The 23,924-nt window shown below is 39.6% G+C and carries 19 protein-coding genes, 2 tRNA genes and 1 pseudogene; 12 read left to right on the forward strand and 10 right to left on the reverse strand.

What is annotated here, in order from left to right; translation table 11 throughout:
• Positions 1-20: 20 nt before the first annotated feature.
• The gene (locus ABJD71_RS12390) at positions 21-953 is read right to left on the reverse strand and encodes a glyoxylate/hydroxypyruvate reductase A (RefSeq protein ID WP_348169618.1); all 933 of its coding nucleotides are present in this window, start codon (positions 951-953) and stop codon (positions 21-23) included.
• A gap of 416 nt (positions 954-1,369) precedes the next feature.
• Here ABJD71_RS12390 and ABJD71_RS12395 point away from each other — a divergent pair, with 416 nt between their 5' ends.
• Positions 1,370-2,542: a benzoate/H(+) symporter BenE family transporter gene (locus ABJD71_RS12395; protein WP_348169621.1), complete on the forward strand. Its 1,173-nt coding sequence runs from the start codon at positions 1,370-1,372 to the stop codon at positions 2,540-2,542.
• A 4-nt stretch (positions 2,543-2,546) separates the two neighbouring features.
• Positions 2,547-3,188: a GntR family transcriptional regulator gene (locus tag ABJD71_RS12400; protein ID WP_348169624.1), complete on the forward strand. Its 642-nt coding sequence runs from the start codon at positions 2,547-2,549 to the stop codon at positions 3,186-3,188.
• Here ABJD71_RS12400 and ABJD71_RS12405 read toward each other — a convergent pair.
• From ABJD71_RS12405 to ABJD71_RS12420, 4 genes are all read right to left on the reverse strand, one after another.
• Positions 3,179-4,390, reverse strand: a complete 1,212-nt coding sequence (locus ABJD71_RS12405; RefSeq protein WP_348169627.1) for an alanine--glyoxylate aminotransferase family protein — start codon at positions 4,388-4,390, stop codon at positions 3,179-3,181. The genes ABJD71_RS12400 and ABJD71_RS12405 overlap by 10 nt on opposite strands.
• A gap of 191 nt (positions 4,391-4,581) precedes the next feature.
• Positions 4,582-5,496, reverse strand: coding sequence for a LysR family transcriptional regulator (locus ABJD71_RS12410; protein ID WP_348169630.1), 915 nt, complete (start codon positions 5,494-5,496; stop codon positions 4,582-4,584).
• A 166-nt stretch (positions 5,497-5,662) separates the two neighbouring features.
• A complete protein-coding gene (gene uvrB / locus ABJD71_RS12415) occupies positions 5,663-7,672 on the reverse strand; it encodes an excinuclease ABC subunit UvrB (protein ID WP_348169633.1) in 2,010 nt (669 codons plus the stop codon).
• Positions 7,669-8,982, reverse strand: a complete 1,314-nt coding sequence (locus tag ABJD71_RS12420; RefSeq protein ID WP_348170486.1) for an MATE family efflux transporter — start codon at positions 8,980-8,982, stop codon at positions 7,669-7,671. The genes uvrB and ABJD71_RS12420 overlap by 4 nt, the downstream gene beginning before the upstream one ends.
• A gap of 1,022 nt (positions 8,983-10,004) precedes the next feature.
• Here ABJD71_RS12420 and ABJD71_RS12425 point away from each other — a divergent pair.
• The 10 genes and pseudogenes from ABJD71_RS12425 to ABJD71_RS12470 all read left to right on the forward strand — a co-directional run bounded on the left by ABJD71_RS12425 (position 10,005) and on the right by ABJD71_RS12470 (position 17,171).
• Positions 10,005-10,081: transfer RNA gene (locus ABJD71_RS12425), tRNA-Asn, on the forward strand.
• Between the two features lie 53 nt (positions 10,082-10,134).
• A tRNA-Asn gene (locus ABJD71_RS12430) sits at positions 10,135-10,211 on the forward strand.
• 166 nt (positions 10,212-10,377) lie between these two features.
• Positions 10,378-10,959 carry an electron transport complex subunit RsxA gene (rsxA, locus tag ABJD71_RS12435; RefSeq protein WP_348169636.1) on the forward strand — a complete coding sequence of 194 codons (582 nt, stop codon included), beginning with the start codon at positions 10,378-10,380 and terminating at the stop codon, positions 10,957-10,959.
• Entirely contained in the window at positions 10,959-11,528 is a 570-nt protein-coding gene (gene rsxB / locus ABJD71_RS12440) for an electron transport complex subunit RsxB (protein ID WP_348169639.1), read from the forward strand. Before rsxA ends, rsxB begins: the two co-directional genes overlap by 1 nt.
• Positions 11,529-11,536: 8 nt before the next feature.
• Positions 11,537-13,792 (forward strand): electron transport complex subunit RsxC, encoded by a 2,256-nt coding sequence (rsxC, locus tag ABJD71_RS12445; protein WP_348169642.1) that lies wholly within the window; start codon positions 11,537-11,539, stop codon positions 13,790-13,792.
• Positions 13,789-14,877, forward strand: coding sequence for an electron transport complex subunit RsxD (gene rsxD, locus ABJD71_RS12450; protein WP_348169645.1), 1,089 nt, complete (start codon positions 13,789-13,791; stop codon positions 14,875-14,877). Before rsxC ends, rsxD begins: the two co-directional genes overlap by 4 nt.
• Positions 14,878-14,923: 46 nt before the next feature.
• Positions 14,924-15,604 (forward strand): electron transport complex subunit RsxG, encoded by a 681-nt coding sequence (gene rsxG / locus ABJD71_RS12455; protein ID WP_348170489.1) that lies wholly within the window; start codon positions 14,924-14,926, stop codon positions 15,602-15,604.
• Entirely contained in the window at positions 15,597-16,295 is a 699-nt protein-coding gene (locus ABJD71_RS12460) for an electron transport complex subunit E (RefSeq protein ID WP_348169648.1), read from the forward strand. The genes rsxG and ABJD71_RS12460 overlap by 8 nt, the downstream gene beginning before the upstream one ends.
• 29 nt (positions 16,296-16,324) lie before the next feature.
• Positions 16,325-16,963: an endonuclease III gene (gene nth, locus ABJD71_RS12465; RefSeq protein ID WP_133468463.1), complete on the forward strand. Its 639-nt coding sequence runs from the start codon at positions 16,325-16,327 to the stop codon at positions 16,961-16,963.
• A gap of 12 nt (positions 16,964-16,975) precedes the next feature.
• Positions 16,976-17,171: pseudogene (locus ABJD71_RS12470) on the forward strand (YwbE family protein).
• Positions 17,172-17,188: 17 nt separating this feature from the next.
• Here ABJD71_RS12470 and ABJD71_RS12475 read toward each other — a convergent pair.
• Genes ABJD71_RS12475 through ABJD71_RS12495 form a run of 5 tightly spaced genes read right to left on the reverse strand, consistent with a single transcriptional unit; the run spans position 17,189 to position 23,821 of the window.
• Positions 17,189-17,659, reverse strand: coding sequence for a type IV pilin protein (locus tag ABJD71_RS12475; protein WP_348169651.1), 471 nt, complete (start codon positions 17,657-17,659; stop codon positions 17,189-17,191).
• A gap of 8 nt (positions 17,660-17,667) precedes the next feature.
• Positions 17,668-21,729, reverse strand: coding sequence for a PilC/PilY family type IV pilus protein (locus ABJD71_RS12480; RefSeq protein ID WP_348170492.1), 4,062 nt, complete (start codon positions 21,727-21,729; stop codon positions 17,668-17,670).
• A gap of 27 nt (positions 21,730-21,756) precedes the next feature.
• Positions 21,757-22,338 (reverse strand): PilX N-terminal domain-containing pilus assembly protein, encoded by a 582-nt coding sequence (locus ABJD71_RS12485; protein WP_348169654.1) that lies wholly within the window; start codon positions 22,336-22,338, stop codon positions 21,757-21,759.
• Positions 22,335-23,195 (reverse strand): PilW family protein, encoded by an 861-nt coding sequence (locus ABJD71_RS12490; protein ID WP_348169657.1) that lies wholly within the window; start codon positions 23,193-23,195, stop codon positions 22,335-22,337. Before ABJD71_RS12490 ends, ABJD71_RS12485 begins: the two co-directional genes overlap by 4 nt.
• On the reverse strand, positions 23,192-23,821 hold the full coding sequence (locus ABJD71_RS12495) for a prepilin-type N-terminal cleavage/methylation domain-containing protein (protein WP_348169661.1): 630 nt from the start codon (positions 23,819-23,821) through the stop codon (positions 23,192-23,194). Before ABJD71_RS12495 ends, ABJD71_RS12490 begins: the two co-directional genes overlap by 4 nt.
• Positions 23,822-23,924: the final 103 nt, after the last annotated feature.

Here is a 23,924-nt window from a genome sequence, read left to right on the forward strand (position 1 = left end):
CCATAAGACAATCACTTAGTTCAGTATCCTACAGCTCTATCCACTGTGCCTATCATGGCTTGGCCTTTGATATAACGCAGCACATTTTCTACTAACACCTTACCAGCACTTTCATTTTGGGTAATGGCAGCAATATGTGGGGTAACTAATACATTAGGATGTTGCCACAATCTATTTGAATCAGGTAAAGGCTCGGTATCAAACACATCTAATACCGCAAAGCTCAAATGCTCTTCATCAAGTAATGTAAGTAGATCTTCTGATACCAATTGCTCACCGCGCCCCACATTGATAATACTGGCCCCTTGGGGTAATTGACTTAAGGTCTTGTTATTGAGGATACCTTGAGTTTGTTTAGTTAAGGGCAACAAACTAACCAGAACGTCAGTTTGCGATAAAAAATCCTCAAGTTGCTCCATACCGCTAAAGCACCTGAGACCGTCTAGCTGTTTTGCACTTCGACTCCAACCATTAACACTAAAGCCAAGGTTTAATAGGGTATTAGCTGCAGCTTGCCCTAAATTCCCTAAGCCCAGTATTCCTATTCGCCTTTGTGAATTAGCTAATGTAGGCAATTGCTTCCAGGTCGCGGTTGAGTTTGCTTTGATGTACTGGAACGTTCCCCGATGAATATTGAGCACATGTAGCGCAATAAACTCAGACATACCTTTTGCTATCCCAGAGTCAAGCATACGCACTATCTGAATATGCTCAGGTACCGTGGCTAAGTCGAGTTGGTCGACCCCTGCCCCTACTGAAAATATGACTTTTAAATTGGGGTAATCTTGTTGATAATCTCTTGGTAATTTCCAAGCAATCATCAATTCGATAGCGGCCTTGTCTATTACATTAGGCCAGTGTTGCCATACTAAATTAGGTAAAGCATCTGCGAACATTGCCCGCCAACAATCATTACGGTCTTGTGGGCCTCGAAATAGGATATGAGAAGTCAAAAACATACTTCCTTAAAAAATTAACTACGACTTTACGATACAAACATTTTGCACACACCAAGCACCAGTACCAAGCAAAATCTCTCACAGTGAAGTAAAAAGTTTTATTTGGGAGGCCGCCGTGGCGCTTATAATTCAGTTTCGTTAACACCAATTTATTTAGCTGCTTCGTCAACATTAGTTACAAAACTAACGTTTGCCAATGAAACACTTAAACAGCAAGGAAGGGTGAAAAGCGGATTCAACCGTGACAATAATGAATAGCTTTAAAACCCTCAGGAGTTATTCAAAATGGCTGCAGCATATAAGCACGTAATGGGGTCGCAGCGAATGGTTCATGATTTTTCTTCCATTTACTTTATTCATATACAAATCAATGTTAAATTTTGTATACATTTTTAATATTTGAATACAAAATGAAAATTAAAGAGTTGATTTCGGACGTTAGTCTATCTGCAATAAGTGCAGGGTTTATAGCTGTATTAGTGGGTTATGCAAGTGCTTGGGTTATTGTATATACAGCTGCGGTTGCCGCCGGTGCAAGCCAAGCAATGATAAATTCTTGGATATGGGCTTTGGGTATCAGTATGGGCCTAGCCTGCTTAGGGCTATCTTTATATTACAAACGCCCTATTATTATTGCGTGGTCTACTCCGGGAGCGGCATTATTAGCGAGCAGTTTAACGGGAACAACTATCTCTGAATCATTGGGTATTTTTGTTTTTGTTGGCGCTCTAACTTTGTTGACTGGCCTATCTGGTTGGTTTGACGCGCTGACTAAACGTGTCCCTATGCCACTTGCTTCAGCAATGCTAGCGGGTATTTTAGTGCAATTTGGCCTAAATACATTTGTATCCTTGCAAGCCGAACCGCTTATGGTAGGGATCATGATCTTCACCTTATTCATTGCTAAAAGGTGGTTACCTAGATATGCGATTCTAGCGGTGCTTCTCAGTGGCTTTATATGTGCCTACTTTTTTAATTTAGTCGATTTGAATCAAGTAAAATGGGGACTATCTACTCCTATTTGGACTACACCTAGTTTTAATTTAAGCTTACTAATAGGTGTTGGGATCCCCTTATTTATTGTTACTATGACATCACAAAATATGCCCGGTGTTGCTATCTTGCGCTCTGCTAATTATGAGCAAACACCCATATCACCGATACTTAGTTGGACAGGCTTACTTAATATAGTATTTGCACCATTTGGGGCTTTTTCTTTAAACTTAGCAGCGATAACAGCCGCCATTTGTGCCAGCTCTGAATCCCATCTCAACCCAGAAAAACGTTATATTGCAGGGGTATTTGCTGGCCTATTTAATATTTTGTTTGGTGTTTTCGGTGTCACTGTTGTTAGCCTATTTGCAGCGTTTCCCACTGCCATGATTTCTGCTTTAGCCGGTTTAGCATTACTTAGTACAATCAGTGCCAGTTTGCATGGGACGTTTCAAGCGCTCGAATATCGAGATGCGGCACTCATCACATTTTTGGTGACTGCCTCTGGGGTATCATTTTTTGATGTTGCATCGGCATTCTGGGGAATATTAATCGGCTTGGCCGCCTTGGCATTGAGTAATAAAGGATAGTCAGATGATATCTAAACAACCTGCAGAGACTCTCTACATACAGATGAAGCAAGATATTAGAGACAATAAACTGCCCCTTGGAACGCCCCTAAAGCAAGAGCAACTATCAAATCAATATGGGGTAAGTCGAATTCCCATACGAGATGTATTGCAACGATTAAAAAATGAAGGTTGGCTTATTACGAGTGGTAAAAGAGGGGCAATGGTTAATCCACTAAACGCCACTGAAGCTGAAGACCTATATCTAATGCGTAGCCACTTAGAGCCTCTTATTTTGAGCTACGCAATGGCCCATCTCAATCATCAAAAAATTGGCAAAGCAACCGACATATTAGAGCAATTAGAAGAGCCTGGGCTCACAATACAAACCCATGGTGAATTGAATTGGCAGTTTCATGGGGTCTTGTATCAAGCTGCAAACAGGCCCACACTTTTTAATAATATAAACAACTTACATCAATTATGTTCTAGATATATCGGCTTTCAAAATATGGAATTAAACTATCAAAAAAACAGTCAAAAAGAACACTATCAATTATTAAATGCCTTGCAGAAAAAGCAACTAGGTCAAGCCCAACAAATTCTGAAACAACATATTAGTCAGGCAGGCCAGAAATTAGTGGCCTACCTCAACAATCAGATGTGATCCACAAAGCCACTTTTATCTAATGAGCTTTCTAAAGCCGCCATGCCAGCAGGCACATCGAGTTTGTGACCAAGGGCATTAAAACTCGTACCAAAAGCGTGTAGGGTTCGAAACAGATTATGGGCCCTACACTGCTCTCCCATTTGCCCTATACGCACTATATTTGCACCAAAAGAACCTGATATTTCAACCTTGTATCGGTTAGACATAGTACTTAATAGCTGTTTTGCATCTATTCCATTTGGTACAGTGATCCCTACCACTGAGTTGAGTCTGGCAGCGGGTTTAACATATAAGTATAATCCCATTGTTTCTATACCAACCTGCAGGGCTAAAGAACTACGTTGATGTCTATCAAATCTACTTTTTAGAGTCTCAGTGCAAACTAAACGCAACGCTTCATGAATGGCCAAAATACCAGATACGGGTGCGGTATAGTGATAAGACTTTTTGTACCAAAACTGGTCAGCCAACTTAGCATCTAAACACCAATGACGTAATTGATCTGAACGAGATTGGATATGCTCCCACGCTTTATTTGAAAACCCAATAAGTGACACCCCAGGTATGCACGACAAACCCTTTTGCCCTCCGGTAATAACTGCGTCTATTCCCCAAGCGTCCATATCGAACTCCATGGTACTTAGGGTACACACGGCATCAACAATCACTAAGCAATTGTGCTCTTTTGCTGTAGCTGCTATTGCGGCCAACTGAGAATTACATACTGTGCTCGAGGTTTCACCTTGGACTATGGTTAAAACTTGCGGCTGGTGCTTTTCAATATACTTAGCAACGACTTGAGGATCTGCACTTTTCCCCTCTTCTACCACTAAACGAACTACATCTGCTTCGACACGTTCAGCCATCTCAGCTAAACGGCCACTAAAAAAACCATTACACACGCTTAATACTTTACTACCCGGTATCACTAAATTGGCCACAGCCATTTCCATCGCAGCAGACCCCGGGCCAGCCACCCCTAAAATATGCCCAGTTTCGGTTTGGAAAACATATCTAGACATCTGTTTAACTTGCTCGATAATTTGCGCCATGGTATCACCTAAATGATTGATAACAATACCATTAGCCGCCGCAACTCTGGCAGGAATAGGCACAGGTCCGGCTCCCATCATAAGTAGAGGCTCTTCAGGTAAAATATTATCTAACGACAAAATATTATCAGGCGACTTAATACGCACAGTGTTTCCTTGGTACATAAAATGGGGTCATCAGTATACTGAAGTTGCTGCAGAAGAGGTGACTAAAATAATCAATATTCACATCAGTTATTTATATTCGATAAGTAGAATTACTACCTGCAGAGAGGCGAAGAAGTAGAGAGTCTGTAGAGTGTTACAGAAGTTAACACTCTACAAAGTTTAGAATGAACTTAAACTTGCTGAATAAAGTAAGTGATTTCTTTAATCAAATGCCTAAGCACTGGATTTAAACGAGTATTTTTGCCATTCATCACAAACAAGTCATGACTAAATTCGAACATATTACCACCAACTGGCACCAATCCTAATCCGGCGGCTTGATTCGTTAACATATAGTCAGGTAACAAGCCCACATATTCACCAGTCATAACTGCCGATAAACACGCATCATAGGAATCAGAAAATGTTTGTATACCCATACGTATATCATCACTAATATAATTTGCAGATGACAAGCCAGAAATACCTATCGCAGGATAATCACTAATATTAATGCTGGCTGGCAAACCATCTTTATATTTTGCTAGAGGGTGTGACGGCGCACAATACAAGCGGCCTTTACATGCAAGGTCAACAGGATGGAACGTGACCGATTCAGGTTTAACCATATCATAAGTTGACAGTACAAGATGGCACTCACCTGACAGAGCAACATGCTCTACTTCATTATACAATCTAGTCTGAATATTGACATGAATGTCATTAAACTTTTTCATGGTACTTTTAACAGACTTACTAACTGCCAGATGGTATGACAATGGAAAACCAGCCATCATTACCAATGTAATATGGCCAGAATAATCATCGTGCAAGCTCTTTAAGTTAAACACAAAATTATCAAAAGAGTTGAATATGCGTTTGGTTTCTTGGAAAACCACTTCGCCTTCTTTTGTCATTTGAAAGCCACCACGACCGCGGTGACACAATACTAAATCTAAACGTTCTTCTAATTTTTTAATTGCAGCACTAATATTAGGACGCTGCATACGAAGCACTGGCTCAGCAGCAGTAAAACCATTGCATGAGGCTACGGCATAAAAAACTCGTAGTAATTTGATATCTGATTCTTGAAGGCGATTTAACATGGCGCATCCATATATAGGTATGTTTATTGATACTAATACCCATATTAAAAAAGGCTTGAGAGGATTACAACGTAAATTTTAGCTTAATATGTAATCTCTCCTACTTCTAAGTGCCTAAAATCTTACTCAAGTCCCGTTCTATATAGCATTAGAGGAATAAAAAAAATTATGCATTTTTTACAATTTGAGCCCGAAATGCTTCAATTTCATCTCGCAAACTAGCCGCTTTTTCAAATTCTAGCTCTTTAGCAGCCTTAAACATGACTTTCTCTAATTCAGTAATTTTCTGCAAAATCTGTGGCGTACTTAAAGCTTGGTACTTTTTACTAGTTTCGGCAACCAACCTGAGTTTGACTTTGTTATCAGAGGAGCCATCTCCTAAATCCATTATATCGGTAATTGGTTTATTTAATTGTTGCGGCGTAATTCCATTAGCTAGGTTATGAGCAATTTGTTTTTCACGCCTCTCTTCTGTGACTTCAATCGCACGCTGCATTGACCCTGTAATTCTATCTCCGTACAAAATAGCTCGACCATTAATATGCCTAGCGGCCCTTCCCATAGTTTGTATCAGTGATTTATCAGAGCGCAGAAAACCTTCTTTGTCGGCATCAAGTATTGCAACCAATGACACCTCTGGCATATCTAGCCCCTCTCGAAGTAAGTTAATACCCACCAACACGTCAAACTTACCAATACGTAAGTCTCTAATGATCTCAATACGTTCAACTGTATCTATATCTGAATGTAAATAGCGAACTTTCACACCGTGCTCGTCTAAATAATCACTGAGATCTTCGGCCATACGTTTGGTTAACGTGGTTACTAAAACTCGCTCATTCTTAGCAACACAAATATGAATTTCAGAGAGTAAATCATCAACTTGAGTCGCAACTGGACGTATTTCGATTTCGGGATCAATTAACCCAGTAGGCCTTACAACCTGCTCTACAATGTCGTCTGGAGCAGCAGCTAGTTCAAATTTACCTGGGGTAGCAGACACATAAATAGTCTGTGGTGTAATTTGTTCAAACTCTTCAAACTTTAACGGCCGGTTGTCTAAGGCGGATGGCAAACGAAAACCATACTCAACTAATGTTTCCTTGCGTGAGCGGTCACCTTTGTACATAGCTCCAATTTGAGAAACAGTAACGTGAGACTCATCTATAAACATCAAACCATCAGCAGGAAAATAGTCAATTAGTGTAGGAGGAGGATCGCCAGGATTTCTGCCTGACAAATAACGAGAGTAATTTTCAATACCAGAGCAATAACCTAGCTCTTGCATCATTTCCATATCAAATTGACAGCGCTGCGATACTCTTTGCTCTTCCACAAGTTTATTAACAGACTTAAGCTGCTCTTGACGTTCTTTTAGCTCGACTTTTATATGTTTTATAGCATCTAGAATCTTTTCTCTAGGTGTCACATAATGAGTTTTAGGAAACACAGTCGCACGTGTAACTGTTTTTTCTACTGCTCCAGTTAAGGGATCAAAAATACTGATCCTTTCTATTTCTTCATCGAACAATTCAACACGAATACCATGACGTTCAGAATCTGCTGGAAAAACATCAATTACATCACCACGAACACGAAAAGTGCCACGCTCAAAAGCGATATCATTGCGGGTATACTGGATTTCAGCTAAACGTCTTAAGATATCCCTTTGATTCATAATATCGCCTTGACGAAAATGCACTAACATTTTCATATAAGACTCTGGATCACCTAAACCGTAGATCGCAGAAACACTTGACACAATAATGACATCTCGTCTTTCCATTAACGATTTTGTAGCTGACAAACGCATTTGTTCTATATGTTCATTAATGGAGGCATCTTTCTCGATAAAGGTATCACTGGAGGGTACATATGCTTCTGGCTGATAATAATCATAATAAGAGACAAAATATTCTACTGCATTGTTCGGAAAAAACTCTTTCATTTCACCGTATAACTGTGCCGCTAATGTTTTATTGTGGGCTAGGATTAAAGTAGGCCGTTGCACCTTCGCAATAACATTTGCCATGGTGAACGTTTTACCTGACCCAGTTACTCCTAGTAAAATTTGCCGAGCAAGTCCATCTTCCAAACCTTCAACTAACGCTTTTATGGCGGAAGGCTGATCCCCTGCTGGTGAATAGTCTGACGAGATTTCAAATGCTCTGCTCATATTAACTCTCTCTTCATATTTTCAACTGCCATATGTGTTTTTAATACTTTTTTAAACCATATAAACGCAATACATCCAATAATAACATTTGCGGCGACAGCCCCCCAAAATAGCCCAACTAAATCAAAGTAATAACTACCAATAAAAGCAAAAGGTACAATAAATACAAAGAGTCTAATAATGTTGAGAAGAAGAGCAGACATTGGCATATGCATCGCGTTAAAAGACGAATTTGCTAGAATTGTAAGTCCTTGGAAACCATAGCCAAGAGGGACAATAACTAAAAATAAAACTATAATTGTGACGACTTCTGGCTCAGAAGTGAAAATATCAGCGATCATCTTAGACAGTAATGCAATCAATATAAAAATAAGTGCCTGCCAGAGCAACACGAACTTAGCACATACTGAAAAAGCCTCACTTATTCTCTCCAATTTATTCGCCCCTAAATTTTGACTAATGAAAGGAGGCAGTGACATGGACAAAGACAATACAACTATCGATGCTATGGACTCTAACCTCCCCCCTACTCCCCAGGCTGCAACTGCGAAAGGACCATACCCCGCAACAATCGCCGTTACCACGCCCGTTGAAATGGGTGTCAGCATATTAGCACCTGCAGCCGGCAGGCCTATTTTCAAAATATCACCTGAACTACGTTTCAATTCTTGCCAACTAAGCAACCTAGGCTCTACTAGCTGTCGTTGTATCGCCAAAATATAGAGTATGTAAACAACCGCCAGCGCCCACGCTATAAGTGTCGCAAGAGCTGCCCCTTGAATTCCCATTCCTGATATTGGTCCAAAACCAAAAATTAAAATAGGGTCTAAAATCACATTAATAACACCGCTGGTTGCCATAACAATACTTGGAGTTTTTGTATCACCTGCGGCCCTAAGTACACTGTTACCCACCATAGGTATTGATAGAAAGATACCAGCGCCATACCAAACCACCATATACTCTCGAATAAATGTTAATAGAGAATCATCTGCACCCATTAGTCTAAAAATAGGGTCAATAGTGAATACACCGACTAATGCAAGCACAACAGCCATTAACATAGTCAACATCAATGCACCGCTAGCTGTTTCTTTTGCTTGATTTTGCTTCCCTGCTCCTAATAACTTTGCAATCACTGCAGAAGTGCCTATGCCTAGTCCAATATTCAAGCTAATCACAGTAAAAGTAACAGGAAAAGTAAAACTAATCGCAGCAAGCTCCTGGGTGCCCAACATACCGATAAAAAAAGTATCAACTAAACCAAATGTCATCATCACTACCATGCCAATTATCATAGGCGTGGTCATTTTTCGGAGCGTGACAGTAATATTGCTATTTAACAAATCGGGGGGCTGCTTGGTTTGTGTTTTCAAGACTAAAGATACTCACTATATTTTGAATAGGTTTTATATAGAAATAGAACTAAAGATCGGATCATATATATGACAGTAAAATGGCTAGTTAAATTTCAAATCTGTCTAATGACAGCGAGACATGATAATTGTGATTTATAATACGCGATTTAGACTGAATTATTGGCAAATTTAATAGTAAATAATGTTATTTAATTGTTAATTTAAAAAACAACTAAAGTGTAGCAAATGAAAGACATAATTTATGTCTAATTTTTGACACTTTTATACTATTTAGGTTAAGTGGCAGAGGCATATTATAAAATGACCAAAAAAGACACCCCTAATCTCGAATTTTAAAACGCAGATATAACTCAACTTTTATTTTTTTCTTTAAAAACAACACACAAGAAATTGTAAATAAAAATATAATCTTTATTTTTTATTCATACCTGTTTCTTAAAAAAAATTAAACCATTGATTTTAAAGGGTTTTTAAAATAAATAAGATCTTTTTAATTTGATCTATTGACAAGGAATCAGTGATCTAATTCGATCCAGTTACAATTTAATACACAGGCTTATCCACAGGTTAAGTGGATAACTGCCTAGGCTCTTTATATTACGCTGCGTGAAGATAGGTTACCTCAAAATTTAAGTTGGTAATCACTAACCTTTTGCAGTGCCTTCAAAGGTTACAGTTTCGTTAAACACTGTATTTAACTACAGCACTCAACACATTATTAATAACAAATAGCTATAACAAAATAAAAAAATAGTCTTTATGTAAAAACACTTAGAATTTAAACGATTTGCACAAAAATAAAACAATGATTTTGCCATAAAAAATTAATTCATTAAAAACATTAAAATACTTGCCACCGAGTATTGACAGGGAGCGGTATGCTCATTAAGATTCGCCACCGTTGAAAAGCAGCTTGGTTTACTAATCACCTGTTTTGAAGTGGCGATATATGTTCCCCCTTAGCTCAGCTGGTTAGAGCGACGGACTGTTAATCCGCAGGTCCCCCGTTCGAGTCGGGGAGGGGGAGCCAATTATCGCAAACAGAAAATAAATTTTATAATTTGTATTCAACGCAAATTGAATTCCCCCTTAGCTCAGCTGGTTAGAGCGACGGACTGTTAATCCGCAGGTCCCCCGTTCGAGTCGGGGAGGGGGAGCCAATTCAAGTTTCTACACTCCAGTCACAATCGTCTTTATCTTAATAAATTACAATTTTTTCTCACTATTCGACTTTTCCAAATAAACAATTGAATATCAAGTTGTTAATATGCTCTGAAATAAAGATAATGGGTACTAAATAACAACCTCAGGCACATACCATTTAAGATGAGTGAATTTTTACTACTTTTAATCGGCACAGTTCTAGTCAATAACTTTGTATTAGTACAATTTCTCGGCTTATGCCCATTTATGGGAGTGTCAGGAAAGCTAGAGACGGCTATCGGTATGTCCATGGCAACAACATTTGTTCTCACCCTTGCCTCTTTATCTAGTTATTTAGTAGAACATTACGTTTTATTGCCTCTAGGTTTGGGCTATTTACGCACCTTAAGCTTTATTCTTGTTATTGCTGTTGTTGTACAATTTACTGAAATGGTAGTGCATAAAACCAGCCCCACCTTGTATCGTCTACTAGGAATATTTTTACCACTAATTACTACCAATTGTGCCGTGCTTGGGGTGGCCTTGCTTAATATCAATCACGATCACAATTTTGTAGAGTCTATTATTTATGGTTTTGGTGCAGCAGTAGGCTTTTCTTTAGTTCTCATATTATTTTCAGCTATGCGTGAAAGGTTGGCTATAGCAGATGTACCAAAACCTTTTAAGGGAGCATCTATAGGCATGGTAACAGCAGGGTTAATGTCGTTAGCATTTATGGGATTTACTGGCTTGGTGAAATTTTAATGTCATTAAGTTTTGCCATTTTTACCGCATTGTGTGCCATTGGGATCTTAGCCCTGATATTTGGTTTAGTATTAGGATATGCCGCTGTAAAATTTAAAGTGCAGGGGGATCCGTTAGTTGAACAAATAGATGAAATCCTACCACAAACCCAATGTGGGCAATGTGGTTATCCTGGTTGCAAGCCTTATGCAGAAGCTATCGCCAATGGCGATGATATTAACAAGTGTCCACCAGGTGGTGAGGCCACAATTAAAAAACTTGCTGACTTGATGGGAGTTGAGGCTAAATCTCTTGACGAAGCCCATGGCACAGAAGATGTTAAAAAAGTCGCTTTTATCCGTGAAAATGAATGTATAGGGTGTACTAAATGTATTCAAGCTTGCCCGGTTGATGCCATTTTAGGTGCAGCTAAACAAATGCATACGGTTATAGCTGATGAATGTACCGGCTGTGATTTATGCGTTGCCCCCTGCCCTGTAGACTGTATTGATATGGTTCCTGTTCCACCTAGCACTGCAACTTGGCGCTGGGATATCGATAAAAGTATACCCATTAAGCAGGTGAACTAAGTATAAGTATGGAAAATAACTTCGATGATATAGTTAAAAAGTTAGATAAAAACGAGCTCTGGGATTTTCATGGAGGGGTCTTTCCTGCTGAGCAGAAAGAACTTTCGAATCAGACCCCTATTGCACAGTTACCCTTATCTAAATATTTGTATGTGGCGGTTAAACAACATATAGGCATCGAAGGCCAACTGATTGTTTGTGAAGGACAAGTCGTTTTAAAGGGTGAACCACTTACTAAAAGTTCTAACCCCTTTGCGGTGCCAGTACATGCCCCAAGTTCTGGTAAAATAATATCTATAGGTGAACATGTTTCTGCCCACCCTTCTGGGTTGCCTGAATTAACGATAACAATTGAGACTGATCAAAAAGACAAATGGTTGCCACTCAAGCCTATGGTTGATTATCAAAAACAATCTAAGATGGACGTAATTGCTGCCATTTGTAATGCCGGGGTCAACGGCATGGGAGGAGCAGGATTTCCAACTCACATAAAAATAGGCACAACTAAGCCTGTAGAATTTTTAATTATCAATGGTGTCGAGTGTGAACCTTACATTACATCCGATGATAGATTAATGCGAGAACACGCGTGGCAAATTAGGCAAGGGATTGATATTTTGTGTCACCTACTAACGCCAAAATGTGTTGTTATTGCCATAGAAAATAACAAGCCTGAAGCCATAGAAGCAATGGAAGTGGCCTGTAAAGAAAATTCTACTTATCAAGTAGTTACTATTCCCACTAAATATCCTGCTGGTGGCGAAAAGCAACTAATTCAGGTGTTAACCAACAGAGAAGTTCCAGCAAAAGGCTTACCTATTGATGTGGGGGTTCTCATGCATAATGTGGGCACCTGTTTTGCAGTTTCTGATGCGATTTTTTCAGGGAAACCCTTAGTACAAAGAGTCGTAACGGTAACCGGTGGAGCAGCCAAAACCCCGGGGAATTTTTGGGCTCCTATTGGCACACCTGTGTCTCATTTATTTGATGAAGCAAACTACAACAGTAAGGCTCAAGAAGCGACCCAAGCCATTATGGGTGGCCCTATGATGGGCTTTAGTATTACAGATGAAAATGTCCCTGTGGTGAAAACTACTAACTGCATTTTGTTACCTGACGCCAAAGAAAGCCAAACACGAAAGGAGCAAGCCTGTATAAGATGTGGTGCGTGTGCAGACGTTTGTCCAGCAAATTTACTCCCCCAACAGCTATTTTGGCATGCTAAGGGCAAAGAATTAGACAAGGCGCAAGATTACAATTTATTTGATTGTATTGAATGTGGCGCATGTGCCTATGTTTGCCCAAGTGATATCCCTCTAGTTCATTACTACCGAGTGGCGAAATCAGAGATAAAAATAGAACAAGAAGAACGAGTCAAAGCAGACAAGGCCAGAGAGCGCTTTGAAAAACGAGCGGCTAGATTAATCTCTGAACAAAAAGCCAGAGATGAAAAACATCGCCTAGCAGCTGAAGCAAGAAAACAAGCTATGTCTGATAATGGCAATAACGCAAAAGATAAAATTGCTGCCGCTTTGGCAAGAGCCAAAGCCAAAAAATTGGATTCAGCAAACGTAACAATAGAAAATAAGTCGAGTATGGCAGCTGAAACAGAAATGAATGATGTGCCTGAAAGTAAAACTGTCACGCCAGCAAGCTCTAACGAAAGAGTTCAAGCGGCTATTGCTCGAGCTAAGGCTAAAAAAGAGGCTGCTAAACAAGCTTTAGCGTCAACAACACTCACTAAAGACGAGTCAAATGCTGAAACTAAGGAAAAAGAAAGTTTTCCTAAAGGCAAAAATATAGAACGCAGTTCTGATGAAGCAGCTGACGCGAAAGAAATATCGGAAAAAAAAGCTATTGATAAAGAAGCAAAAATTGCAGCTGCTATTGCCAAAACGAAAGCCAAGAAACAAGCCCAAAGAATTGGACAAGACCTACAAGCAACTCAGGTAAATGATTCACCGGTTGAAGAAGTTGAAGATATTGAAGCTCAGCAACTAACACTTAAAAAACAAAGAGTGGCCGCTGCCGTCGCTAAAGCTAAGGCAAAAAAACAGGCAAAGCAACAAATTATAGAAAGCTCAGAATCAAAAGAGATAAAGCCGACATCAAAATCCGTAACACCAGAACAAAGTGAAAATACTCATAGTGAATCACAAGCATTAGCGTTAAAGAAACACAGAATTGCAGCAGCAGTGGCAAAAGCAAAAGCAAAAAAAGCCCTAAAAGATGCTTCACAGAATACAGAAGACGATAAATCATGAATTTTAAATTAGCCAGCTCTCCGCACCAACATGTCCGCAGAAATACCGGTCAGGTAATGCGCTTGGTTATTATTGCCTTGGTGCCAGGGATCTTATTGCAAACTTGGTTTTTTGGTTGGGGAACCCTAATTCAAATAATGTTAGCAATTATTACCGTAGTGGTGACAGAAGCTGCCATTTTGGAGTTACGTAAGAAAGATTTTGAAAGTGCGATTAAAGACTACAGTGCTATTTTAACAGCCGTGTTACTAGCGATAAGCCTCCCTCCATTTGCCCCTTGGTGGGTTGTGATAATTGGTAGTTTTTTTGCAATAGCCATCGTTAAACAGTTATATGGTGGCTTAGGGTTTAATGTATTTAATCCCGCTATGGCAGCTTACGTCATGCTGCTTATTTCGTTTCCGGTTCAAATGACACAATGGATCCCTCCTACAGGGCTGGCACAGTATGGTCACAATTTTCATGATGCCTTATATGTTATTTTTACAAGCTTTAGTGTAGACGGTTTTAGTATTGCGCAACTAAAAACTAATTATGATGGTGTCACCATGGCCACACCATTAGATACAGTAAAAACAGCCATTGCACAGAATTTAACTTACTCTGAAAGTATCGAGCTGCCAATTTTTGATAGCTTAGTCCCTGGCATAGGAGTCGCGTCTAGCTGGATAAGCCTGGGGTATTTATTAGGTGGTTTATATCTTATCAAGCAAAAAGTCATTACTTGGCACATACCTGCGGGTATGTTGGCCGCGACATTAATTTGTGCGGTTATGATGTCAATTTTTGACGCTGATATTTACCCTTCTGGCATATTTCACCTTTTAAATGGCAGTATCATTATTGGTGCATTTTTTATTGCAACAGATCCGGTATCAGCGTGTACAACCAACAAAGGTAGATTAGTATTTGGGGCCGCAATTGGCTTTTGGGTATACGTTATTCGCACCTGGGGCGGATACCCAGATGCAGTGGCTTTTGCCGTTTTGATAATGAATATGGCTGTGCCACTTATCGATTATTACACACGACCTCGTACTTATGGTCATAGCAACACTAAGAAGCGAGGTGCAAATAATGAATGAACATGAAAGTGATCAAGTGGAGGCACAACCAGAAACGCCCACTACTATCAAGAACTCCATGGGGAAAAATGGCATTATTTTAGCGTTATTCGCGCTACTTACTACGGCTTTAATATCTATCACTTATTTTGGGACAGTAGAACAAATTGCCGCTCAAAAACAAAAGAAATTATTAGCTACACTGAATGCTGTAATTGACAGAGATTCTTATGATAACCAGATACAGTTTGATTGCGTTATTGTAAGTTCAGCTCCTTTACTCGGTGATAAGTTACCAAAGCACATCTATCGAGCAACACTAGAAGGTGAGCCTACAGCAGTAGCCATTGAGACTACTGCGCCTGATGGATATAGCGGAAAAATAGAGTTATTGGTAGGCATAAAGGCAGCAACTGTTGCAGGTGAAGCTATGGTGACCGGAGTCCGCGTAATCAAGCACAAAGAAACGCCAGGTTTAGGAGATAAAATTGATTTACGAATAAATGACTGGGTATTGTCTTTTAATGAAAAAGTCTTTTCAGACGAGTTATCGTCAAATTGGGATGTTAAAAAAGACGGTGGTCAATTTGATCAATTTACAGGAGCAACTATCTCCCCAAGAGCAGTTGTTAATGCAGTTAAAAAGAGCGTCGAATATTACCTCGCTAATCAAATAGATATCTCAAGCAAGGTAAATGGCTGCTCAATTACCCAGCAGGCCACTCAAAAGGTTTCTAACGATGAATGAGCTTAAAGAGTTAACTTGGCAAGGCATTTGGAAAAACAACCCGGCCTTGGTGCAATTACTTGGCTTGTGTCCATTGCTTGCGGTTACAGCAACGCTAACCAATGGTTTGGGGTTAGGGCTTGCTACGACCTTAGTGCTAGTTGGTTCCAACACGTGTGTATCTATAATACGAAACTGGGTTCCGAGTGAAATTAGAATACCTATTTTTGTAATGATAATTGCTGCTTTTGTAACCATAGTTCAACTCTTAATGAACGCATACACCTTTAAGTTATATCAAGCTTTAGGGATATTTATCCCCCTTATCGTGACAAACTGCGCCATTATTGGCCGAGCGGAGGCCTACGCATCTAAAAATACTGTTGGTAAATCAGCATTTGATGGTTTAATGATGGGGACGGGGTTTACTTCGGTATTAATATTACTTGGTGGGTTTCGTGAAGTATTGGGCTACGGTACTTTATTTGATGGGGCGAATCTACTTTTGGGTGATTGGGCCACCAGCTTAAAAGTCACCGTGTTTGAAACAGATAGTCCATTTTTATTAGCTATTTTGCCACCAGGGGCGTTCCTAGGTATGGGTTTGTTAATCGCCTTAAAAAATGTACTTGATAGCCATATGGAAAACCTTTTTGCAGTGAACAAAGAAACAAAAGTAGTTGAGCGGGCTAGAGTAACAACAGAAAACTAGACGAAAAGCAGTTAAATATAGACTAAAACATGAATACACAAAAACGCCTAGAAATATTAACTCGCTTGCGAGATGCCAATCCTCACCCTACAACAGAGCTTAACTTCAGCACCCCTTTCGAACTGCTTATAGCAGTGCTTTTATCGGCACAAGCTACCGATGTTGGGGTAAATAAAGCAACAGATAAGCTATACCCGATTGCCAATACTCCTCAAGCCATATTAGATCTTGGGCTAGAGGGCTTAAAGTCCTATATAAAAACCATTGGCTTATTTAACACCAAAGCAGTGAACACCATGAAAACCTGCCAAATGCTTGTAGACTTGCATAATGGTGAAGTGCCCGAGAGCCGAGAAGCCCTAGAAGCTCTGCCTGGTGTGGGACGCAAAACTGCTAATGTCGTTCTGAACACTGCTTTTGGCTGGCCTACCATAGCGGTAGACACCCACATTTTCCGTGTTTCTAACCGTACTAAATTCGCTATGGGTAAAAACGTCGATTTAGTAGAACAAAAACTACTGAAAGTGGTGCCTGCTGAGTTTAAAGTTGACGTTCATCATTGGTTAATATTACATGGTAGGTATACCTGTGTTGCCCGTAAACCACGCTGTGGTAGTTGTATCATAGAAGATTTGTGTGAATTTAAAGATAAAACAAGCGACGATTAAAGGGGTATATAAATGGAAGGTAATAAACGTGCAAATATAAAAATAGGTGATATGGTTTCTATTGTTATGAAACAAGATCAAAGCAGTGGCAAGTTAACAGAAGGTTATGTAGCAAGAATATTAACAATATTCACCACAACACCCCCATGGAATAAAAGTTAAACTTGAAGATGGTGCTGTGGGTCGCGTTCAAGCTATCCACAGCTAAAAATTAGTACTTGTCAGTTAGCAATTCCAACAATATTCATCGCTACCAATACTACCATTGTTGTTTTCGTCCCACGCTCTTCTGCCATCACTATAAAAAACAAGCTTGCCATCTGAAGCCTGAAGGCTACCGGTAACAGGTCGAGCATCTATAACATAAGCACTGCCACTTGCCTCACTAATATATAAGTCATACTGACGGTCATCGTAAGGTTCATTCGATGGTGAATGTTGATGAAAGATCTCTGGTTTACCTGTATCAGCAGATGACTCTGCCGCCGCTTTGTAGGTAAATGATGCTGCTTTATGCCTTTCAAGAGCTGATGCTAAACTCATTAAATCAGCTTGGGCTGCACCTCGGTTAGTGCTTGTTATAAAGCCTTGATAACTAGGAAATGCAATGGCGGTAATGATCCCAACAATTGCAACTGTAATCATCAGCTCTACTAGGGTGAACCCTTTCATTTTTACTTTATTATTTGGTCTCATTTTATTAATTACTCTCTTTCTGTCTCTGTTTTCCAGCTACTTTGCTGCACTCTTTCAAAGTTACTGTATATGTTTTCTGCAAGGCACTCGAAATCTGACCCGCACTTAACTTGATTACCATCTTCATCTAGCTCAATTACAGTGGATGCGCATTCAGTGCCTAAACATATGACGGGATTTATAATGTCTTCTATTAAGATCTTTGTTTCTGGAGCGATACCTGTTTGCTTCAATAATGCATATCTATCTTCGTGCTCTGTATACGTATCATCATTGAGGTCAACAACAGCATTACCATTAGTAAGTTCAACCAAATAGGCTCTGCTATTACCTGTTGGTGGCGCACATGAACTTTCATTAGCTGTAGCTGGCAGATACGTGGTAAACACCACCTGATAGTCGAGTATTAATGGAGATGCTAGTACTTTCTCTCCACCAGAGTCTAGTCGTATATACCAACCATCTAAATCCGCAAACTCGTCTGTAGCCAATTGCTGCGCTGCTGAATCAGAGGAAGTAAGCAAGTGGTCTGTTGCATCATATAAGTCACTTAATCCAATTGCAGTACTTGGATAGGTATAATACCCACTTTCATCGAAATTAAAGATACCTGTATCTTTTACCATGTAAAAATGGTCGTTAATAACGTCATCTAATGGATGAGCTCGGTACCCAGACCCCAACGTTACTGCATAGTATAAATCTGAACTAAGATTAATTTCAGCGACATCTGGACCATAGTAAAAACGCCTATTGTCTTCTTCGGTTTCACCACCAAAGTCAGCAAGTAAGCTGCCGCTAACTAAGTCGCTCACCGACTCGCCGTTCATAATATCCAACCTAAACAACTGCCCGCCTGTATCTACAACATACATATGATCAGCCAATCCATCATTATTTCTATCAATAACTGAAATTCGTGCTGGAATACTATATTCCATATCATCTAGGATGAGGTCAGCATTTTGTTTGCCTGCAGACCAAATCAAATCACCGCTATCAGCATCGACTATAAACACAGAGTTACCTACTGAATCGGCGCTTCGTACAGCTTTGCTGTCCTGGTCTTCATCGTAGCCGCCACCAAATATCAAAACATTCTTTATTGCCGTCCCAACTTTAACTTTAGTAATAGTGGGTTTAGACCAGGTTTGCCCTAAATTAGCAAAGTCACCAACACCACCATCAATTTTGAACATGAGCTTTGGTGAAGTTTTGTTTGTGATATCGAAAGCATAGTAATTGTCACCGCCACGACGCATCCCAACATACAGGTAGATATTTGAACCTTCTGTGCGTAAGACCATATCGCCATCTAAGCCATATATGTGACTAAACGTTGATGAATCTTGGTAGAGGTCATACAAGTTTATTAATAATTCTTTGGGAATAACGGCGAAATTTTCTTCACCTGTATCAGGATCAAATGAGTGCAAGAAACCATGATTAGTAGCCACTAACACTGCACTATCTGTGGTAGAGTAATTAACGATTACAGGTTGAGAATGTATAGGATCGCCCATAGATAATCGAACGTCGGTAGCACTACCGTCATTATCGTCGTCTTTGACATCAACGCCCCGCGCCCATTTCAATAAAACTTCTCGGGTTTCTTCAGGGTTAGCTGTTGTTCCTACAGCCAAATCATCAATCGTAATTTCGTTGTTATCTTCATCTAACACATTAGTTGTTTTAATTATGGTTCCGGTATCTTCAAAGGTATACACATTCCTTGGTAAGTCCATTTGACCCGCCGCACCACCTTCACGTACATCATTACCATCCTCTAGTAATGACCAAAAACTATGTGCATTATCGTTGAAAAAACCTGTCACACTATCAATGGCATTCAAGCCATTTTTATCGAGTATGTCTGAGCCATCTAAACGATAACGTTTAACATTACCAGGCCAAAGCGACCCTTCTGCAGGTTTAAACAAAGCAAAATACAACTCATCATTATGAGTTAGCCTATTTAATTGGTTTACAGCCACACCTGGCGAAACGAAGGTAGCATTAACATCTTTTACGGTTTTTAAAATAGATTGAAAAACAGTGACCAAGTCTTCCGTATTATCGGCAGTATAAAATCCACCATTTCCATGTAGCGCAAGGTCACTCAAAAAGTCATTTGCAGTGTTACTAGCAGCAAACCCAATGGTATGTGTGAACACTCGTGTTTCAATTTTAGAGTCATCACCATCGCCAATATTTTTTATGAGATCTACCCCACACTCCTCACCACCACTACCTGAGCATGATTGCCCCAATAACGACTCAATTTCTCCTACGCTATGGTTATAGTTAGCGACACCATCTGAAAGCAATACTATGTGATTATTAGTCTGACAGACTTTATCCACTACAGGGCTAATATATTTAGCGCCACTTGGAATATATTCATTTATACAATCACTACTACTCAGGTTATCTTCAGTACAGCCATTAGGTAATACAGAATCACTCCCCGCGTATGAAAGACGATGGCTTACTCTAGTGTTTTTTCTAACAGTATTAGAGACACCACTTTGACCTCTGGTTAACCCGTAATAAACATCTAAACCACCATAGTAACTGGCTGCTTCATATAAGGTATCAACAATGGGAGTGAAACCACTGGCAGCTAGAGAGTCTACCTGACTAACTAGATATTCTCTTACAGTAGAGGTGCTACCTGGTGTGGCAGCGCCTTGATATTCTATAATCAAACGAACTGTTCCGGAGGGCTTACCATTGTATGTAAACCCACCTCGCGTTCCAACGAAATCAGAAAAAACAAACATCATGTCATTGCCAGAATTCCATCCTGGGCGACTTACAATAGTTTCGACAATTGAGGCAACAGAAGGGCTTTGATAGCTATAATTTTTTGTCCATTTGGAAATATTTGTCCACGGCACCGATGCTGTTTTACTTTTATTTTTTAATAGATATCTAGAGTAGCTTTTAAAGTTATTAGGATCGTCTTCATCTACACCGGATATATTGAAACTAGCAGTAGTTGAAGAGCTCGTTTGATATGCTGTAAACTCAAGATAAGCATTCGAAACAGTAGCTCCTTGAGGTAGGGTTACATTATTAAAACGCACTCCTATATATGCATTTGAGCTTGATTTAAGTGTGAGCTCGGTTCCCGTAGACTCATAACCATCATTACGTTCTTCAGCATTATCATTTTGTGAAGCCACCTGATAACTTAAACTTCCTGTTACGCAACCTGTCGCCGTATCGTCATCATATACAACAACAAGCTGTGGCCCTAAACCATTCCCCTCTTCAAACGCAGTAGCTAATCTTGCACTACTTGAAGTAAGTCCTTCTCCCTCTACAATAATATTAAGAGAGTTACCACCGCACCAATCAGACTGATTTACAATTTCTTGAATCACACTGCTCAAGTCAGGACTAGAAATGGTTTCGCCTGAAACAGGCCAAGCATTGCCATTTTCCCATATCACTGAGTTACTTGTTTTTGTACGGTTAGAAATATCATTATTCGCAGTAGTAAAGGTCGTTGAATCCCCAACCAACTCCCCACTAAACGTTAAATTAGTTGCACTGCTATCAAAATTTTCAGAGTTGTACCGAATATAAGCGTTGGTAATAGTTGCACCCGCTGGGATATTAAGTGCCTGAAACCTAAGCCCCAAAGTAACTTTATTTAAACCTTCGGACATTTTTAATATGTTACTACTAGTATCAACATATGATGATAGTTCGTATGCATCATCAGTACTTTGAATTATTGACGTAATTATCTCAGGGGATACAGGATCATCTATTGGTCTAACAGGATATAAAACTGGTCCTCCGTAATCTGAAAACCTCATTAGCCCAGCGTTAATATTTGTTACTGAATTCAGAGTTTCTTTAAGAGCATTTTGTACCCGTAACATCCTAGTCTCTGAGGTTCCGTCTTTACCAGTCATACTGCCCGAGGTATCCATTATAAACAAAACATTTGGATCGTACGTCACCTCATTTCCAGCGGTACCCAAGTATATTTCTAAGTCATCCGCCAAAGTTATAAAAGAACAAAATGAACATGTTAACAGCACAACTCCAAGCATTTTATTAAAAGTCATATCGTTCTCCACTTAATTAGTTGCCGGAGCAAAAACAGAAGCATTTACAGAGTTTGCGACTGCATAATTACTATCTTCTAGCTGTCCACATCCTTTGACTATAAACACATGGCAATTAATGTTACTTCCACCTATAACATTACTAGAACCAACACAAGGTTGCTCTCTTACAAATGCAGCTCTAGACCAACTATTTACTTTAGGCGAATCAGAGTAATTGCCTTGAGAAACATGTTGTTGACCTTGAGTTAAGCCATCTTTTGTAAGACTTCTATTTGTCCATGTCGCATCTTCAAAACAACTTAACTCTTGGATTTCTAGGTCAAGCGCTACGCCTGAACGAGCCTCTGAGAGAGGGTCATTTAAATCATCGTCACTGAGAATAACTTCATCTTCTGACTCAAACATGACGCCAGCGATGGCTGATTCTGCGGCGTCAAATGCTAGAGAGCGACTTTGCATAGATGACGCCATTTTACTCTGCATTAAACTACTTGAAACTGAAGAAACGCCTAAAATGGTCATACTCATTAAAATTAAAAGAGCAAAAACCATTACCATGCCAGACTGTTTTTTTAAGGGTACATAATTCATATATTTCTACTTCGAATAAAATTTTTGCTATTACGCAAGGTGATAGTGGTTTCAAATTGTTTATAGAGCCTTTGCTCTGAAGGTTGTATTGAATCTTCACTAAACAGTTTAAAGAGGGGAACCGGATCAATTAACACTTCTGAATCGGCTTTCAACAAAATAGCTAAGCGAATAGCTACAACTTGCGATCCCGCGGCTTTTTCAGCACCTAAGGTGTCAGCGTCAATAAACTTAACAGGACGGGCAGAGTTGTCTTGAGATGTAAGTGTATCAGTCACACCATATTGTACTTGAAAGCTATATACGTCGTCTAAAATTGCATACGAATCATTTGTAGATGCAGAGGCTTTAAGGCCTCTTAAAACTCTACCGTCGTATCCCCGACATTTTAAAGTACTATCTTCAACAAAATATTCATTTACAACATAAAACTCTTCATCAGTTAAATAGCTATGCTTGTTTCCATGACAATCTTGTAATCCCTGAAAGCCAACCATTAGAATGTCACTGGCTCCATCAGCACCTTCAATCGACCCTTTTGTTGCTGCATTTGTAAAGTCACCAACTAAAGGCACAGGGTTGTTCTTAACAAAAGCAGATTCAACTATCGTATCAACATCCGCGTTCAGTGTAGGTTGTAAAGTGTCATAACGCCCTGTCATCAATAGCTCATTTCGCATTCTTGCGATAATGAAACGACCGTTTTCTTGTGCAGATGCAATAGCTCTATTCAAGCGTTCTGTCATATTATTGCTAATCATAATTTGAATGATAGATGAAGATAGAATTAACCCAAGAACAAGGGCTATCATTAACTCAATTAATGTAAAACCAGATTGCTTCCTTTTTTCTCTCACAATGTTACCTCAACCAAAACACACTCATGTGGAGTACTTTTACTGGAGTTACATTCACTATTAACAGTACGGTCTATATTTTGCCAGTTTTCAACAGGCCAAGTTAATTTCACTATATGTTTGGAGCCCACGCTACAAGCTGCCGAATCACCATTATTGTTGTCTTCACAACTTAAAGATATCTCTAGTTCTGGATTAGCTGCGACAGCAGAACATGAAACCTCATATCCATCAAACTCAGCAACTTCCGCTTCAGTACACGTATTATCATTGCAGTTGGGAATGGCTGAAGGCCGCGCGAGACAGTAACACTCATGAGGAAGACCAGAAGTGCAACTTAAGGTCTCAAAGTTGTAGATATCTTGATCAAAGTAGGTGTTGTCAACAATCAATCCATTGCCTATTGCAGAAAAGGTAGCATTAGCCCGCAGCCTTTCTGTAAGTTGCTGTGCAACTAACACAGACTGAGACCGGCTCAGCGCTTCTGAATTTGTAAAAGAGCCAACAAACTGCAAATACGCCACACCTAACAAGCCAACTGATAGTATAAACAAAGTGACTAGCACTTCGATCATACCCAGCCCATATTGAGCACGTTTGGAATTTGTCTTTTGTTTGTTTTTCACAGTCCACTCTCAAAGTAAAATAAAAGACATGCATATCCTGTCTTACTTGAACTATATTATCTAAAATTTTTAAATTTAAGTTATGAGGGACCGTCTAAAGGTA

Origin of the sequence: Paraglaciecola sp., assembly GCF_039943935.1 — a bacterium.
GTDB lineage: Bacteria > Pseudomonadota > Gammaproteobacteria > Enterobacterales > Alteromonadaceae > Paraglaciecola.

What these genes read in the sequence shown, in the direction of transcription:
- ABJD71_RS12395 (WP_348169621.1), top strand. Translation starts at nt 1,370, where the DNA reads ATGAAAATTAAAGAGTTGATTTCGGACGTTAGTCTATCTGCAATAAGT.
- ABJD71_RS12400 (WP_348169624.1), top strand. Translation starts at nt 2,547, where the DNA reads ATGATATCTAAACAACCTGCAGAGACTCTCTACATACAGATGAAGCAA.
- ABJD71_RS12410 (WP_348169630.1), bottom strand. Translation starts at nt 5,496, where the DNA reads ATGTTAAATCGCCTTCAAGAATCAGATATCAAATTACTACGAGTTTTT.
- uvrB (WP_348169633.1), bottom strand. Translation starts at nt 7,672, where the DNA reads ATGAGCAGAGCATTTGAAATCTCGTCAGACTATTCACCAGCAGGGGAT.
- ABJD71_RS12420 (WP_348170486.1), bottom strand. Translation starts at nt 8,982, where the DNA reads ATGACCACGCCTATGATAATTGGCATGGTAGTGATGATGACATTTGGT.
- rsxA (WP_348169636.1), top strand. Translation starts at nt 10,378, where the DNA reads ATGAGTGAATTTTTACTACTTTTAATCGGCACAGTTCTAGTCAATAAC.
- rsxB (WP_348169639.1), top strand. Translation starts at nt 10,959, where the DNA reads ATGTCATTAAGTTTTGCCATTTTTACCGCATTGTGTGCCATTGGGATC.
- rsxC (WP_348169642.1), top strand. Translation starts at nt 11,537, where the DNA reads ATGGAAAATAACTTCGATGATATAGTTAAAAAGTTAGATAAAAACGAG.
- rsxD (WP_348169645.1), top strand. Translation starts at nt 13,789, where the DNA reads ATGAATTTTAAATTAGCCAGCTCTCCGCACCAACATGTCCGCAGAAAT.
- ABJD71_RS12460 (WP_348169648.1), top strand. Translation starts at nt 15,597, where the DNA reads ATGAATGAGCTTAAAGAGTTAACTTGGCAAGGCATTTGGAAAAACAAC.
- nth (WP_133468463.1), top strand. Translation starts at nt 16,325, where the DNA reads ATGAATACACAAAAACGCCTAGAAATATTAACTCGCTTGCGAGATGCC.
- ABJD71_RS12475 (WP_348169651.1), bottom strand. Translation starts at nt 17,659, where the DNA reads ATGAGACCAAATAATAAAGTAAAAATGAAAGGGTTCACCCTAGTAGAG.
- ABJD71_RS12480 (WP_348170492.1), bottom strand. Translation starts at nt 21,729, where the DNA reads ATGCTTGGAGTTGTGCTGTTAACATGTTCATTTTGTTCTTTTATAACT.
- ABJD71_RS12485 (WP_348169654.1), bottom strand. Translation starts at nt 22,338, where the DNA reads ATGAATTATGTACCCTTAAAAAAACAGTCTGGCATGGTAATGGTTTTT.